Annotated in this window: 15 protein-coding genes; 4 read left to right on the top strand and 11 right to left on the bottom strand. The window is 32.3% G+C overall.

Annotation, left to right across the window (positions count from 1 at the left end; translation table 11 throughout):
• Window positions 1-123: 123 nt before the first annotated feature.
• Window positions 124-972, top strand: coding sequence for a rhomboid family intramembrane serine protease (locus tag R2808_RS00190; protein WP_371268902.1), 849 nt, complete (start codon window positions 124-126; stop codon window positions 970-972).
• A complete protein-coding gene (locus R2808_RS00185; protein WP_371268901.1) occupies window positions 972-2,003 on the top strand; it encodes an endonuclease/exonuclease/phosphatase family protein in 1,032 nt (343 codons plus the stop codon). Before R2808_RS00190 ends, R2808_RS00185 begins: the two co-directional genes overlap by 1 nt.
• Here R2808_RS00185 and R2808_RS00180 read toward each other — a convergent pair whose 3' ends face one another.
• From R2808_RS00180 to R2808_RS00150, 7 genes are all read right to left on the bottom strand, one after another.
• Complete coding sequence (locus R2808_RS00180; RefSeq protein WP_371268900.1) at window positions 2,004-2,618, bottom strand: WbqC family protein; 615 nt, start codon at window positions 2,616-2,618, stop codon at window positions 2,004-2,006.
• 78 nt (window positions 2,619-2,696) lie between these two features.
• Entirely contained in the window at window positions 2,697-4,274 is a 1,578-nt protein-coding gene (lepB, locus tag R2808_RS00175) for a signal peptidase I (RefSeq protein WP_371268899.1), read from the bottom strand.
• A 44-nt stretch (window positions 4,275-4,318) separates the two neighbouring features.
• A complete protein-coding gene (locus R2808_RS00170) occupies window positions 4,319-4,678 on the bottom strand; it encodes a four helix bundle protein (protein WP_371268898.1) in 360 nt (119 codons plus the stop codon).
• Window positions 4,679-4,702: 24 nt separating this feature from the next.
• The gene (dapB, locus tag R2808_RS00165; protein ID WP_371268896.1) at window positions 4,703-5,410 is read right to left on the bottom strand and encodes a 4-hydroxy-tetrahydrodipicolinate reductase; all 708 of its coding nucleotides are present in this window, start codon (window positions 5,408-5,410) and stop codon (window positions 4,703-4,705) included.
• A gap of 46 nt (window positions 5,411-5,456) precedes the next feature.
• Window positions 5,457-6,023: a DUF5683 domain-containing protein gene (locus R2808_RS00160; RefSeq protein ID WP_371268895.1), complete on the bottom strand. Its 567-nt coding sequence runs from the start codon at window positions 6,021-6,023 to the stop codon at window positions 5,457-5,459.
• Complete coding sequence (locus R2808_RS00155) at window positions 6,023-6,919, bottom strand: ParB/RepB/Spo0J family partition protein (protein WP_371268894.1); 897 nt, start codon at window positions 6,917-6,919, stop codon at window positions 6,023-6,025. The genes R2808_RS00160 and R2808_RS00155 overlap by 1 nt, the downstream gene beginning before the upstream one ends.
• Before the next feature lie 7 nt (window positions 6,920-6,926).
• Window positions 6,927-7,691 (bottom strand): ParA family protein, encoded by a 765-nt coding sequence (locus R2808_RS00150; RefSeq protein ID WP_371268893.1) that lies wholly within the window; start codon window positions 7,689-7,691, stop codon window positions 6,927-6,929.
• Between the two features lie 146 nt (window positions 7,692-7,837).
• Between R2808_RS00150 and R2808_RS00145 the strand changes: the two genes are divergently transcribed.
• Entirely contained in the window at window positions 7,838-8,338 is a 501-nt protein-coding gene (locus R2808_RS00145; RefSeq protein ID WP_371268891.1) for a hypothetical protein, read from the top strand.
• Here R2808_RS00145 and R2808_RS00140 read toward each other — a convergent pair whose 3' ends face one another.
• The 3 genes from R2808_RS00140 to scpA form a co-directional block, all read right to left on the bottom strand.
• A complete protein-coding gene (locus R2808_RS00140) occupies window positions 8,339-10,753 on the bottom strand; it encodes a T9SS type B sorting domain-containing protein (protein WP_371268890.1) in 2,415 nt (804 codons plus the stop codon).
• Between the two features lie 259 nt (window positions 10,754-11,012).
• Entirely contained in the window at window positions 11,013-12,068 is a 1,056-nt protein-coding gene (locus R2808_RS00135; protein ID WP_371268889.1) for a hypothetical protein, read from the bottom strand.
• Window positions 12,069-14,195 (bottom strand): methylmalonyl-CoA mutase, encoded by a 2,127-nt coding sequence (gene scpA, locus R2808_RS00130; RefSeq protein WP_371268888.1) that lies wholly within the window; start codon window positions 14,193-14,195, stop codon window positions 12,069-12,071.
• A gap of 49 nt (window positions 14,196-14,244) precedes the next feature.
• Between scpA and R2808_RS00125 the strand changes: the two genes are divergently transcribed.
• A complete protein-coding gene (locus R2808_RS00125; protein ID WP_371268887.1) occupies window positions 14,245-14,421 on the top strand; it encodes a hypothetical protein in 177 nt (58 codons plus the stop codon).
• Between the two features lie 196 nt (window positions 14,422-14,617).
• Here the strand turns inward: R2808_RS00125 and R2808_RS00120 are convergent, their stop codons facing one another.
• Window positions 14,618-15,994 carry a methylmalonyl-CoA mutase subunit beta gene (locus R2808_RS00120; RefSeq protein ID WP_371268886.1) on the bottom strand — a complete coding sequence of 459 codons (1,377 nt, stop codon included), beginning with the start codon at window positions 15,992-15,994 and terminating at the stop codon, window positions 14,618-14,620.
• Between the last annotated feature and the right edge of the window lie 25 nt (window positions 15,995-16,019).

Here is a 16,019-nt window from a genome sequence, read left to right as displayed (position 1 = left end):
TCAAAAGTTGAAAGTTGAAAGTCAAAAGTTGAAAGTTGAAAGTTGAAAGTTGAAAGTTGAAAGTTGAAAGTTGAAAGTTGAAAGTTGAAAGTTGAAAGTTGAAAGTTGAAAGTGAAATAAAATATGCCTATACTAGACGATTTAAAATTACAATACAAAACAGGAGGAATAGTACAAAAACTAATCTTCTGGAATGTTGGTGTGTTTCTTTTGTCGTTAATTTTTTTCTATCATTTTAAAGGCAATTATTTTCAGTTTCCAAATTGGTTGTCGTTGCATGCTAAAGCGTCTGAATTTTTAAAAACACCTTGGACAGCTGTAACCTATATGTTTGTGCACGCAGGTTTTTTACATTTGTTGTTTAATCTTATTGTGCTTAATTTTTCGGGGCGATTGTTTACTACATTTTTTACCGAAAGGCAGTTGTTTGGTGTTTATATTTTGGGTGGAATTTTCTCTGGAATTGCTTTTGTACTTTTATATAGTGTATTAGGAATTTCTGCACAATTAGTTGGCGCAAGCGGTGCTATTATGGCAGTTTTAGTGGCTACAGCTGCTTATGCACCGTATATGGAAATTCGTTTGGCGTTAATTGGTCGTGTAAAGCTTTGGCACATTACAGCAGTTTTATTGGTTATCGATTTAATTCAGCTTCCAGTTGAAAACAGTGGTGGGCATTTAGCACATTTAGCAGGTGCATTATTTGGTTTTTTATATGTAAAATTGCTTCAAAATGGAACCGATTTAACAAAGCCTATTTCTCAATTTCAAGATGCAATTGAAAACCGAAACAAAGCCAAAATACCTTTTAAAAAAGTGCATAAAAACAAAACAAATTATAAAACTAAAACAACCTATACAAAAACAGAACACCAACAAAAAATTGATGAAATTTTAGACAAAATTAGTCAATCGGGTTACGATAGTTTAACCAAAGCCGAAAAGGAATATTTATTTAAAGCAGGTAACTAGTGAAACAAGAATCTTTTATAAGTAAAATAGCTTTTTTTTGTAATAAAGTATTGGCTTTACTTACGGTTTTGGCCTATATTTTGCCTTTTTTAGCGCCTAAATTGTTTCCGTTTTTAAGTGTTTTAACCTTATCATTTCCGTTATTAATTATTTTAAACTTTGCTTTTTTTATTCTTTGGGCATTACAATTAAAACGAAAAATGTTCCTTTCTGGAATTGTTTTACTCTTAGGTTTAACTTTTGTAACCAAATTATACAACTTTTCGGAAACCAATTTACCAAAAGAACCTACCGATTTTACTTTAATGAGCTACAATGTTCGCTTATTTAATTTATACGAATGGTTGCCTATTAAAAATGTTCCCGAACAAATTACCGATGTTATTCAAAATTACAATGCCGATATTTTATGTTTACAAGAATATTCGCCAAACGATAGAGTTCGCTTGCGAAACTATCCGTATAAATATGTAAAAGTGTATGGAGGAAAAAACAAATCGGGACAGGCTATTTATTCTAAATTTAAAATTATAAACAAAGGCGAACTCGATTTTCCGAATTCGAATAACAATGTAATTTTTGCCGATATTGTAAACCAAAACGACACTATTAGAATATATAGTATGCACTTACAATCGGTTAAAATTAGTACCGATATTCACGAAAAATTAGACGAAAGCAAGTCGAAATTTATTTTTAAGCGCATTAGCGAGGCTTTTAGCGAACAACAACTACAAGCCGAAATGATAAGTGAGCATTACCAAAAATGCCAGTATCCGAAAATTATTTGCGGCGATATGAATAATAGTGCTTTTTCGTATGTGTATAGAACCATAAAAGGAAACTTGAACGATGCCTTTGAACAAGCAGGAACAGGTTTTGGAAAATCGTATAATTTTAACTTTTATCCAGCTCGTATCGACTATGTTTTAACAGAACCTGTTTTTAAAATAAAAGAATTTAAAACCGATACTAAAGTAAAATTAAGCGACCATTTTCCGGTTTATACTCGAATGAGTTTAGAAAAATAATTATAAAGCTTGTTTTTTTAGATAAGCAACAGCGTGTCTTCCTTCATTAAAAAGTAAATCTAAAATACTTAAATTAGCTAAAAAACCGTGTTTTTCATTAAATACCTGAATGTACGATTCGTTAATAAATGTATCTTTTTTACCATTTGCTAAATAGCGAAAATCGGTTTTATTTTCAATTTTATGAAAATATTCGGTTGTTGTTTCAAAGGGCAATGTAATGCCTAAACAATTGTTTACAATTTCAAAAATTTCGAAATTTAAATCCATCATAAATTCTTGTTTTTTTTGAAAAATGGGTAAAAAATCATCTTCAAAAAATTCGAAATAAGGTGAAGTTCTATAGGCTGCTTCTAATGATTTAAAGTGATTTTTTTGCCAATCAAAATCGTTTTCTATGCGAACATCTTTAAATTTTTGTCGTTTATCTTTATTGTGTTTTATAGGAATATTTAACATTTGCAAGCCGTTTGGACTATAAATGTACATTCGGTTTCTATTGGTTTGTTTTTGAAAATTATCTTCTACTTCAAAAGTAATTTCATTGGCTTGTATCATAGCCACATAATGACTAATAGAAGGGAAGTATGTTGGGTGTAAAATGATTTGTTTCATTTGTTTGTATTTGTTTCAAGTTGTTTTTGTTTAAGGCTCAAATTAATAACTTGAAACCTAAAACTTGTAACAAAAAATCTAGGCGTTATCTTTTTTCTTTTTCTTACGGAAATAGTCAAAACCAAAATATATGGCAAGAGCAACTAAGAAATATAAAAAATACGATTTTGGCTGTCCGTCTCCAGAAACGGTTGTAAATAAACGATTCCAACGAATTTTATTTGCAATTCCTTTAGCGTTAGAATCCCAACTCATCCATATAAATATAGGCTTACCTACAATGTGGTCTTCTGGAACAAAACCCCAATACCTTGAGTCTTCCGAACGATGGCGATTATCGCCCATCATCCAGTAATAATCTTGCCCAAAAGTATAGGTTGTTGTGGGTTTGCCATCAATTAAAATTTCGTTTCCTTTTACATCTAAAGTATGATGCTCGTAATCGGTAATTAGTTTTTTATAAAAAGGTAATGTTTCATCATTCAGTTCAACTGTTTTTCCTTTTTCGGGAATATAAATTGGTCCTAAATTATCGACATTCCAATTTTGATTGTATGGAAAAATAGTAGCTTCTTTTTCTGTTGCAATTACTGGAATTAATTTTTTTATACCAGGTACGTTTTTTAGTCTTTCGGCAGCTTCATTAGAAAGTGCGGTAAATAATAAGGTATCGGTAGCAATTTGACCCGCAGGATCGGTAATTTGAAGTTCTTGTACTAAATAGTCTGTGTTTATAGGTGTTCCGTCCCAAACGGCTTTGTATGAAAATTGCGGTTTTGCTCTTTCGGGCAGTATTAACGGTTTGCCATTTGAGTACAAAATGCTATTTTTTATTTCAATTGTATCGCCAGGAATACCTACGCATCGTTTTACATAGTTCGATTTTTTGTCTATAGGTTTTATGTATTTTCGTTCTTTTGTAAAAAATTGGCGTACTGTATCGGCAGGCCAGTTAAAAACTACAATATCGTTGCGTTCTATTTTTTGATAACCTGGTAAGCGAAAATACGGTAATTGAAATTTGTTTTTCCATGAATCTTTTTCGTTTTCATTATCGTTGTACAAATACGATTTTGTGTGTAAAAACGGAATGGTGTCGTGTACCATTGGCGCAGCAACGGTAGTCATAGGTGTGCGAGCTCCGTAGTTGTATTTGCTTACAAATAAAAAATCGCCTACTAATAATGTTTTTTCTAATGAAGATGTAGGTATAGTAAACGGTTGAATAAAATAGGTATGTACAAACGTAGCTACAATAATAGCAAAAGCTAACGAACCAATGGTTTCCATTGCTTTGTTTGGTGCTTTGGTATCGCGATTGGCATAATAAGTTACATTTTGTGTGTAATTAACATAGGCAATATACAAACCAAATGTAACCACGCCTAATACCATATCGAGTGTGGTTTTTTTGCCAAAAGTTCGCAAGGTTTCTATCCATACAATAGGAAACATAAACAAATTGATTATAGGAATAAAGAGCAACAGTGTCCACCAAGTAGGACGATTAATGATTTTCATTAAAACAATTGCGTTATAAATAGGCACAAAGGCTTCCCATGCTTTTCTACCTGCTTTTTGGTATAATTTCCAAGTGCTTAATCCGTGAATAACTTGAATAATTAAAATAAATATAATCCAACTTGATGTTTCCATAATTTTTTATTTAGAGTGAAGAATATAGAGTAAAGAAAAAAGACTTATTGAAGTCTGTTTTGAAATCCCATAGCCATTCTTTGAAATTCTTCGATTTTTATTTCTATTATATTAAATTTTTCTTCGGTAATATATTTTCTATGCTTTGCAATTATTAGTTGAGTTGTCAATTCAAAAGATGAACCTAACACAATATCAATAAAATGGCTGAATGATTTATCTGTTCTTGAAGAACCTTCAGCAATATCACTTGGAATTGAAATCGAACATCTACTTATTTGAGAACTTAAATCATATCTTTCATGAATGGGAAAATTTATTAAAATACCTGAAACGTCATTTGCAATTTCTAAACTGAATTGCCAGATTTTCAAATTTTTATAATTATGTCTTTTTCCACTCATTAATTGTCTTTTTTCTATAGTCTATTATCTATTTTCTGAAAAAAGTACGTCTTTCATTGTAAATACGCCTTTTTTACCCAAAATCCACTCGGCTGCAATAACGGCTCCTAAGGCAAAACCTTCGCGTGAATGTGCGGTATGTTTTATTTCAATTTGATCGACTTCGCTATCGTAAAAAACACTGTGTGTTCCGGGTACGTTTTCGATTCTTTTGGCGTCAATATGAATTTCATTTTTTTTTGCGGTTTCCAATGTCCAATTAGCATAATCTGTATTTTTTATAATACCGTTTGCCAATGAAATTGCCGTTCCACTTGGTGCATCTAATTTTTGTGTATGATGAATTTCTTCCATTGAAACGTTGTATTGTTCTAAATTTGCCATCATTTTTGCTAAATACTCATTCAATTCAAAAAAGATGTTTACACCCAAACTAAAATTTGAACCATAAATAAAACTTCCATTATTTTGATTGCATAATGCTACCATTTCGTTGTATTTATCGAGCCAACCAGTTGTTCCGCTTACTACAGGAATATTGTTTTTAAAACAAGTACTTATATTTTCGACAGCACAATTAGGAACACTAAAATCAATTGCTACATTGGCATTTTCTAATCCGTTAAATGAGTCGTTACTTCCTTTTCGTAAAACAATTTCATGATTGCGTTCTAAAGCTATACGTTCGATAACTTTTCCCATTTTTCCGTAGCCTAAAAGTGCAATTTTCATAATGGTATTAGTGCTAGTTGTTTTAGTTACGTTAATTAAAATTATGTTAAAAATTATAGGTCAGTTTTAAGCCTGTAGTAAACTTATAGTCAATTTCATTTTGTCTAATGTCTGGCGTAACCGATAAGTTGTCGTTTACATTAAATTGCATTAAATGCGCATCTACATTTGCATCTACAATGTTTAAAATATAAATTCCTGCTGTAATTAAAGCCGATAAATCTCTGTTTTTACGATGAAAGCGTTGTGCCCGAATAAGTCTGTCGTCTGATAATCCACCATAAATAGGATGTGCTGTGCCTAGAGAAGTTCCGTCTAAACGACGTTTGTATTCGTCTCTAAACTCGTGGTATTTTTTGTTGTTAAAAGAATAGAAGTAAATTCCAGCACCAAGACCTGCATAAACAATAGGAATTTTCCAATATTTTTTATTATAAGCTTGGCCTAAACCAGGTACTAATGCCGAATAAAAAGCGGCTTTTGCTGGTGCTAATGGGTTTATTTTGGTTTGCGTGGTATCTTTCGCTATAAGCGCTAGTTCGTTTTCTTGTTGTGCTAAAGCAGTAGTGCTGTGAACTAAAATTATAACGAATATGTAAACAATAAAACGCACTAATTATTGATTAGTTTTACAATACGATTAAAATCTTCTTCCGAATGAAAAGGAATTGTAATTTTTCCTTTTCCGTTACCTGCTACTTTTACCTCTACTTTTGCTCCAAAAAAATTGGTAAATGCTTTTTTGTCGTTTTCTTCTACATCAAACGATGTTGCCAATTTTTTAGCTGCTTTGGGTTTTAAGCTGTCTTGGTATTTTTTTACCAAGGCTTCGGTTTCTCTAACCGATAAGTTTTGGGTTACTACTTTATGGTAAATATCGCTTTGTACATCGGCATCGTCAATAGTAATTAGAGCTCTACCGTGCCCCATTGAAATAAAGCCATCGCGCATTCCTGTTTGAATAATAGGATCTAGCTTTAGTAAGCGCAAATAGTTAGCAATTGTAGAACGTTTTTTACCTACTTTATCGCTTAACTCTTCTTGTGTAAGGTTTATTTCGTCGATTAATCGTTGGTAAGAAAGGGCAACTTCAATTGGGTCTAAATCGTGACGTTGTATGTTTTCGACCAATGCCATAACTAACGATTCATTGTCGTTAGCCAAGCGAATGTAAGCTGGAATAGTTTCTAATTTGGCTAGTTTAGAAGCTCGTAATCTTCGTTCCCCAGAAATTAATTGGTACTTATTAAAATCTAATTTTCGTACAGTAATAGGTTGAATTACGCCTAATTCTTTTATCGATTTTGCTAATTCTTGTAAGGTTTCTTCGTTAAAATTGCTTCTTGGTTGAAATGGGTTTATTTCTATAGCCTCTAATTCAAGTTCTATAATATTGCCCACAACTTTATCTGCATCTTTGTCTTCTACCGATTTAATATCGTTTGAAGGATCTTTTAATAGTGCCGATAAACCTCTTCCTAATGCTTGTTTTTTAACTGCTTTTGCCATTATTGTATTACTTGTTTTTTTGTATAATTTCTTCGGCTAAATTTAAGTAATTACTTGCTCCTTTACTAGTTGCATCATAATTAATTATACTTTCGCCAAAGCTGGGAGCTTCGCTTAATTTAATATTTCGTTGTATAACGGTATCAAAAACCATATTGTTAAAGTGTTTTTGAACTTCTTCTACCACTTGGTTCGATAAGCGCAAACGCGAATCGTACATGGTTAACAATAAACCTTCAATATCTAAATTAGGGTTGTGTATTTTTTGCACGCTTTTAATCGTGTTTAATAATTTGCCTAAGCCTTCTAGGGCAAAATATTCGCACTGAATAGGTATTACCACACTATCGGCAGCTGTTAGCGCATTAAGGGTAAGTAAACCTAGCGATGGCGCACAATCAATAATAATGTAATCGTATTTTTCTTTTACCGATTGTAATGCTTGTTTTAGCATATACTCGCGGTTTTCTTTATCTACTAATTCAATTTCAATGGCAACCAAATCGATATGCGCGGGAATTATCGAAACGTTTGGAGCAGTACAACTTACTGTTGCTTCTTCGGGCGTATTACTATGTTCTAAAATTTGGTATGTTCCTACTGCTACATTTTCAACATCGATACCTAAACCCGAACTGGCATTAGCCTGCGGATCGGCATCTATTAAAAGCACTTTTTTTTCTAAAACACCTAAAGCAGCAGCAAGATTTACTGAAGTTGTGGTTTTTCCTACGCCACCTTTTTGATTCGCAATTGCTATAATTTTACCCATTAGTTATACTAAAATTTAAGACGGTAAAAATACAATTATTTATGGTTTATTCAAGTGTAAGTTTTCAACAAATGTTACTTTTTTAATTTATTTAACCTATTTATAAGAATGTTTTAAAACTTTTATTTTTGTACCAAATTAAGATTATGAAAATCAATATTATTACGCCAATGGAAATTGAAAGCGAAAAGGTAAAGAGTGCTATTGCGAGGATTCAAAATAAAAAACACAACTATAATTTGGTTACTTCTGAAATTGGTAGGGAAGCAACAGCCAAAGCAATGATGAATTTACCCGATAGCGATATAAATATTCTATTGGGTTTTGCTGCAATTGTAGGAAAAGAGGAAGAAATGCCAAATGAGTTGGGTTTTGGTAAACCAATTGAAATTACAGCAACTTCTTTATATGGTTACGAGGGTGGATTGTTTGAAAATGGAAAGCCAATTTGTACCCAACCCAAATTAAATTTACCTAGTTTATCATCGTTAACTTCTGATAAATTTGTTCGTACAACTGATTTAGTTGAAAAAACAGTGATAGATATGGAAGATTATACGTTTATGTATTTAAAAAGACCACAAGATTTTATTGTTCGTGTTATTTCCGATTTTTTACCTGCGATTGAAGCAATTGAACAATTATAATTATCGTTTTAAACTAAAATGCGATTTAAATTGGTTGTTTTTTTCGTTCCATTTGTACTCAATAACAAACCAATAATCATTAGCGGGTAAATTTTTACCGTTAAATGTGCCGTCCCAGCTTTCAGAATTTCGATGTAATTCTTTTAAAAGTTTACCGTATCGATCAAAAATAAATATTTTCCATTCGTCAAATAAATTAACATCTTTTATTTGCCAAGTATCATTAAACCCATCGCCATTAGGGGTAAAAAATGATGGAAAACCTATGCTGGTTATAAATTGCGTAGAAGGAATACCACAACCTTTTTTATCGTAAACCGTAAACTTATGAACACCTGGAATTACAGTATTAAATACGGGACTATCTTGTGTTTCTAAATCATCAATTTGGTATAAGAAATCGCCAGTTGAATCTTGAGGGTTTAGTGTTATGGTAGTATAATTTGAAAAGGAATGAATGTAAGTGTATGTAAATAACGTACTAACTGGTTCAGTAACAGTAACTGTTAAGGTATGATTGCTAAAACAAGCTTGAGAATTAGGTGTAAAAAGATAAGTTCCTGAGTTTTGATTGTCAATACTACTCGGACTCCAGTTTCCAGTTATTCCATTTGGAGATATTGAATTTAATGAAGGCACTTCACTGCCTTTGCAGATAGTTAAAGTATCTTCAAAATTGGGGCTAAAAGCTTCTTCAACAGTTACTTCTAAAACGTAGGGAGCAATAGTTTCACAATTTTGAGAATTTGGTGTAAAAGTATAAATTGATACACCTAAAATAGAAGTGTCGATGTTGCTTGGCGTCCAACTTCCTGTTATTGGCGAAGTATTTTCAGATTGTAATGGTAAAACCTGTGGAATTGAATTTATACAATAATTAGTTTCAAGCGAATAAAATTCGACATCTCTAGTAACATTGGGCGAAACAGTAATTGTTAAGGTATAAGAATTACCTTCACATCCGTTAAAAATGGGAATAATAGTATAATAAACATAACCTATATTTTCAGAAGTATTACTAAGTGTATCGGCAATAACTGTACCTGTTCCATTTGAAAAACCTGTTGTATTACTACCACTACCATTCCAAGTAAATGATACGCTATTTATGGTACTTGTTAAAGGTATGTTTACTTGTTCTCCAGAACAAATGGTAAAATCGGGTATAGGGGAAACTTCTACAGGAGGAAAAAGAGTTACAGCTATTCTGTTATTGTTTGTACAACCTGTGGCATAATCAAAAGATTCGGCATAATATGTTCCAATTAATGAAGTAGTCAACTGGTTGGAATTAGCAACTACTAAATTTCCATTAGTAGGGCTATCGTACCAATTAACACCAACATTAGTAGGTGTTGTAACCGATAAAGTTGTTGTTGCAGTATTTGTACACAAATATTGATCACCATTTGATTGTGGTACTGGAGGTTCTGGGTTAACAAAAAGAGTAAAAACATCGGAAATAGTGGAACAAAACGAATTGTTTAAAACACTTGGGTCTTGTGCTACTATTGCTCTATAATAAGTTGTTATACTAGGTGTATTTGGTATAATATAAAAACTGTTTGTAGCTCCTGTAATAGCAGTAAAATCAATGTTATTAGTACTTATTTGCCATTGGTAAAACAAAGTTTGAGTTCCAGAAGAGTTTACTTGAAGTGTAGTGTTGTTTAAAGTAGTATTTTCACAAATTACCATACTTGTATTTCCAGTAGCGTTAACAACGGTACTTGCTTCGCCACAGGCTCTAAACATAATATCATCTATAGCAAGATCATTTCCGCAGCCGCCTGAACCGTTATTTCGCATTTTAAGAATAACAGATGATTCTCCTGCGGGCATAGTAAAAACTAGACCATATTGATTCCAATTAGGTGAAGAGCTTCCATTAATATTACCAGTACTTCCTGATTCTAATAAGGTAGTTTCAGAAGCATTCCAAATTTCAAAAGTTACATTTATGGGAATACCCGAACCCGAACAAGCTCCTGAAGAAGCATTGTAAATATTTAAGAGCCAAGCCGAAAATTCAAACCTTGTAGCGCTACACAAATTTGTAACTTCCCTACGGTAGAATTGTCCAGAGGTATAGCTTGCATTTACAATTAAACACTTTCCGTTTGTTCCGTTAGGTTCGTTGTCGGGTGTTCTGTCTAATGAATAATGCCAATTTACACTATTCGGAATTAAGTTTGTTCTATAATATAATGTGTACTCGCCATCATCTGGAAAACCAGATGAAACATAATTGTAATTCGTAATACCATTAGGTAAAGCAGGGCCATAATCGGTACCGCTTCCAAAGTTTTCTAAAAAAATAGGCTCACCTAAACTTCCATTGCAAAAACCCAATTGCCCATTAGATTGAATTGTAAAAAGAATTGTTATTATGAAGAAAATACGTTTTAAATACATGCTATTATTTTCAATTTTTAAAAATAAACTATATTATACAAATAAAAAAGAAATCAGCATTATATAAACACTACAAAAATTTCAAAATGTAATTGTACTACTAAACGTAGCTTAAGAGTTTTCTGTTTTCAAAATAAATACAGTGTTGAGGAAATGTATGGTTAGGTTGCAACATATTTAGTTTTTGTGTGGCAACAATTAAAGTTTTATCAAATTTAAGTAAAGCAAAAGAAAAATGTTTAATAAAACAATTAGCTCGTTATTCTACTAACTCAAATTCTTTTAATATTTTTTGCGGACACATTAGAATGGTTGGATTAATCTTTGAATGATTTACAAAAAATTGTATTTTTTCATTTGATGTTGTATTGGTAAACTCAATATAATTGAATCTTTCTTGATAATCGTAAATATAAATACCAGTATAGCTAACATTTTCGAAGTTTATTGGTTTGTTAGATTTTAGTTCATATTTATAGTTGTTAGCTTCTAAATAATAGTTGTTACCTAAATTTATTTTACTAACAAAACGATTAAAATAATTGCCAGTTGCCGCCATACTGAGTTTTCCGCTTAAAGTGTAGTATTTTGGAAATCTATCGGATTGAAACTGAAATAAATTTTCAAATTTTTCACGTACGTTATCTTTAAAATTTATGCCGTAATCGTCAATAGTTTTGTAATCTTTTTCGGTTAATATAAACGATTGTGTTCCGTCGAAATTATAACAAGTAATAGTATTGCCATTTTTAGTCATAATGCCAATTTCTTTTTCAATTCCATTTTCAGAATATGTAATAACTTCAAAATCGCTGTAATCAAATTTTCCTTTTATAATAGGTAGTAAAGCTTTACTATTGGCAAAAAAAATGTTTTTGTTTTCGGTAGTTAAACCTACAATAACTTCACATTTTTTATTGGTAAGTTTATTGTGAAAAGTTCTGTTATAGAAGTTCTTATATTTTAACTTTAAATTTATTTTTTCTTTAGAAAAAGCATTTATTAGAGAGTTGTTAACTAAATTAAAAACGTATAACTCCTTTTCAATAATTACAAGACAGGTATTGTCGTTTAACACTAATGTAACATTTTTTCCGTTGGCAAGGTTATAACAATATTGGTTATTAAATACTACAAATTCATAATCGCCTACAATTTGCATCTTTTCATATATAGGTTCAACAACTTGTTCTTGTTTGTCGTTTACTAAACCATAAACATCATTTTTGGCAAAAGGCAAGTATTTACAGTAGTCTTGTGCATTAGCCACAGAAACAATTAAAATTAGTAGTGTATAAACTATTTTTTTTATCATTTATTCTTCTAATAAAATTTCTAAAATACTAATCGCGGCATCGCTAATCTTTGTTCCAGGGCCAAAAACCGCTACAGCTCCAGCATCGAATAAGAATTGGTAATCTTGTGCAGGGATAACACCACCCACAATTACCATAATATCTTCACGACCATATTTTTTTAATTCTTCAATAACTTGAGGAACTAAAGTTTTGTGCCCCGCTGCTAACGAAGAAACACCTAAAATATGCACGTCGTTTTCAACCGCTTGTTTGGCAGCTTCTTGTGGCGTTTGAAACAGTGGACCAATGTCAACATCAAATCCAACATCGGCATAACCAGTTGCAACTACTTTTGCACCACGATCGTGACCGTCTTGTCCCATTTTGGCAATCATAATTCTTGGGCGACGTCCCTCTTTTTTGGCAAAGGTGTCTGCTAATTGTTTTGCTTTTTCAAAACTTTCGTCGTTTTTAATTTCTTTACTATACACGCCGCTAAAACTTCTAATTTGTGCTTTGTATCTTCCGAAAACTACTTCTAAAGCATCACTTATTTCGCCCAATGTAGCTCTGTTTCGTGCTGCTTCTACTGCTAAAGATAGTAAATTTTCATTTCCTGTTTTTGCAGCTTCAGTTAATTTAGCTAAACATTCGGTAACTTTTTCGTTGTTTCGAGTTGTTTTAATTTGTTCTAAACGTTCAATTTGCTGTTTGCGCACCATTTGGTTATCCACATCTAAAATATGTAACGGATCTTCTTTTTCTAAACGGTATTTGTTTACGCCAACGATTATATCTTGTCCGCTATCAATACGTGCTTGTTTTCGTGCTGCCGCTTCTTCAATTCGTAGTTTTGGAATTCCTGCTTCAATAGCTTTTGTCATTCCGCCTAATTCTTCGACTTCCTGTATTAATGTCCATGCTTTTTCAGCAATTTCAGCCGTTAAACTTTCTACGTAATAACTTCCTGCCCAAGGATCAACTGTTTTGCAAATTTTCGTTTCTTCTTGTAAATAAATTTGTGTATTACGGGCAATTCGTGCCGAGAAATCGGTTGGTAAAGCAATCGCTTCGTCTAAAGCATTGGTGTGTAACGATTGGGTTCCTCCAAAGGCTGCTGCTGCTGCTTCAATGGCTGTTCGAGCAACGTTATTAAAAGGATCTTGTTCGGTTAAACTCCAACCCGAAGTTTGGCAATGTGTTCGTAATGCTAATGATTTTTCATCTTTTGGATGAAATTGTTTCAATAGTTTTGCCCAAAGCATACGACCGGCACGCATTTTGGCAATTTCCATAAAATGATTCATTCCAATTGCCCAGAAAAACGAAAGGCGAGGAGCAAAGGTATCAATATCCATTCCTGCTGCAATTCCTGTGCGAATATACTCTAAACCATCGGCTAAAGTATATGCCAACTCAATATCGGCAGTTGCACCAGCTTCTTGCATGTGATAACCCGAAATAGAAATCGAGTTGAATTTTGGCATATTTTTACTCGTATATTCGAAAATATCGGCAATAATTTTCATCGAAGGCGTTGGTGGATAAATGTAGGTATTGCGCACCATAAATTCCTTTAAAATGTCATTCTGAATCGTACCTGATAAAAGGTTAGGAGCAACGCCTTGTTCTTCGGCAGCTACTATATAGAATGCCATAATAGGCAAAACCGCACCATTCATAGTCATCGAAACCGACATTTCACCTAGTGGAATTTGGTCGAATAAAATCTTCATGTCTTCTACAGAATCAATGGCTACTCCGGCTTTTCCAACATCGCCAACAACCCGTTCGTGGTCAGAATCGTAACCACGATGCGTTGCTAAATCGAAAGCAACTGAAAGACCTTTTTGTCCGGCAGCTAAGTTTCTTCTGTAAAAAGCATTACTTTCTTCGGCAGTTGAAAACCCTGCATATTGACGGATAGTCCACGGACGACGAACGTACATGGTACTGTATGGGCCACGAAGATTAGGTGCAAAACCTGCTGCAAAACCTATATGTTCTAGATTTTCAATATCTTCTTTAGTGTAAGTTGATTTTACTTCAATGCCTTCAGCTGTTGTAAAGTTTTCAATAGAAGTACTTTCGACTTTCGACTTTTGACTTTTGACTAATTGTATATGTTGTATGTTTTTTCTCATTTTTTGATGCGATTATTCGTGATAGCTTCCTCCTAATAGAAAAAAAAGAATGATAAGCAGAATTGGACTTAAACAAAGTAGAACTCCTATTACTATTCCAAGTAGTGCTGCTTTTTTATCGTTATTATTTTTAGTTTTTAATGCGTTATATAAACGATACGCACTAATTACTAATATTAGAATTCCTAAAAGTACGAGTATGGAAAAAATATTACTCATTTTTTAAATTTTTAAAAACTGCTAATCAAAGTATAAATTGCAACAAGGATAAATGGACTTAACATTGTTAACAAACCAATTGAAATATAAACTTTAGCACTTCTGTTGTATTTTTCGTTTTTGTTTTTATGTAATAGTGAGAAGCTAAAGATTGTAATAATAAGCCCAACTATAAATAATAGTGTTGAAAATCCTAAAATCATCTATTCTTGTTCTAATCGTTCTTGTTCTAATTTTTCGGCTAATCTTCTCTCAATTATTGGAGTGATAAGTGTTTTTCTTGGATTTTGTTTCACAAACGGATACAATTCCAAGTTATCTTTCATTCTATCGTTTTTGTTAGGATATTTATTTGTTCCCAATAAAACTTCTTTTCCATTATCGAACAATTCTTGTTCTTTATCGGCACTTTCTTTAATTTTTCGTTGAATAGTTCCTTCAATTAATTGGGTAATTAGCCCGCCATTTGCTTCAATATTTTTAAATAAATCCAACGCTTTTTCGGCTAATTGTTCGGTTAATGTTTCGATATAATATGCACCATCAGCAGGATTGTTTACTTTATCGAAATAACTTTCGTTTTTTAATATTAGTAATTGATTTCTCGAAATTCTATCGCCAAATTCGTTGTTTTTATGATAAATGGCATCGTAAGGTAAATTACTTATTTCGTTTGCACCGCCTAAAATAGCACTCATACATTCGGTAGTGGTGCGTAGCATATTTACGTTGTAATCGTAAATTGTTTTGTTGCGTTTACTAGGAATGGCTACAATTTTGCATTCGAAAAAGGCGTCGTATTCTTTTGACAAAGAGTAAAATAGCAATCGTAATGCACGAAGTTTAGCAATTTCGAAGAAATAATTAGAACCAACAGCTACTTCAAATGTAATGGTTGTTTCTGATTTTGCTCGAACAGACCAATTTATCCTGTTAAAATATTCGTTTACGTGGGCTAAAGCATAAGCTAATTGTTGTACAATAGTAGCACCTGCATTTTGATAGGTTGTAGTATTTATACTTAAAAATGGAATAGTGCTTTTTTTTTCGATATTGTTGAGGTTTTCAAAATCGTGCTCTAGGTTTTTAAACCAATTACCAGTTTTTACTAAATGCCCAATTGGGTCAATTTGAATTGAAAAATGAGCTTTATTTTGAGAAGCAAAATTTTCTATTTTTTGAAGGAAATCGTTTGCAATAAAAGGCAAATAAAAAGAATAGTTTACGTTTTCTAAGGGAAGATTTTGCATTAATTCTTCAATAGAAACGGTATCGTTTTCGATAGTAAAACGAATACTTTCGGCACCACGATTTAAAATGTCTTTCGCCTTAGCGTTAGATTTTGCTACGTTGTGAACAAAAATATCTTGTAAAATTTTAAATTTTGTAGTTTCGGTGCTTACGGTAATTTTATTTTCAAATTCGTCGTAATGGTAAAAGGGTTTTACTTTGATGCCTTCTAAACTTTCCCAAACAAGGGTATTGTTATAATCGGCACCTTTTAGTTCGGCTTGTATTTTGTTTTTCCATTCTTTTGATGAAATGGGTAAAAATTGGTTAAATAACTTTTGAGTTGCCATTTTTATTAAAAAGTTTTAGTAACCC

Source organism: Flavobacterium sp. (genome assembly GCF_041392005.1).
Taxonomy (GTDB): domain Bacteria; phylum Bacteroidota; class Bacteroidia; order Flavobacteriales; family Flavobacteriaceae; genus Flavobacterium.
Note: the sequence above shows the minus strand (reverse complement) of the source record. Positions and strands in the feature narration are given on the sequence as shown.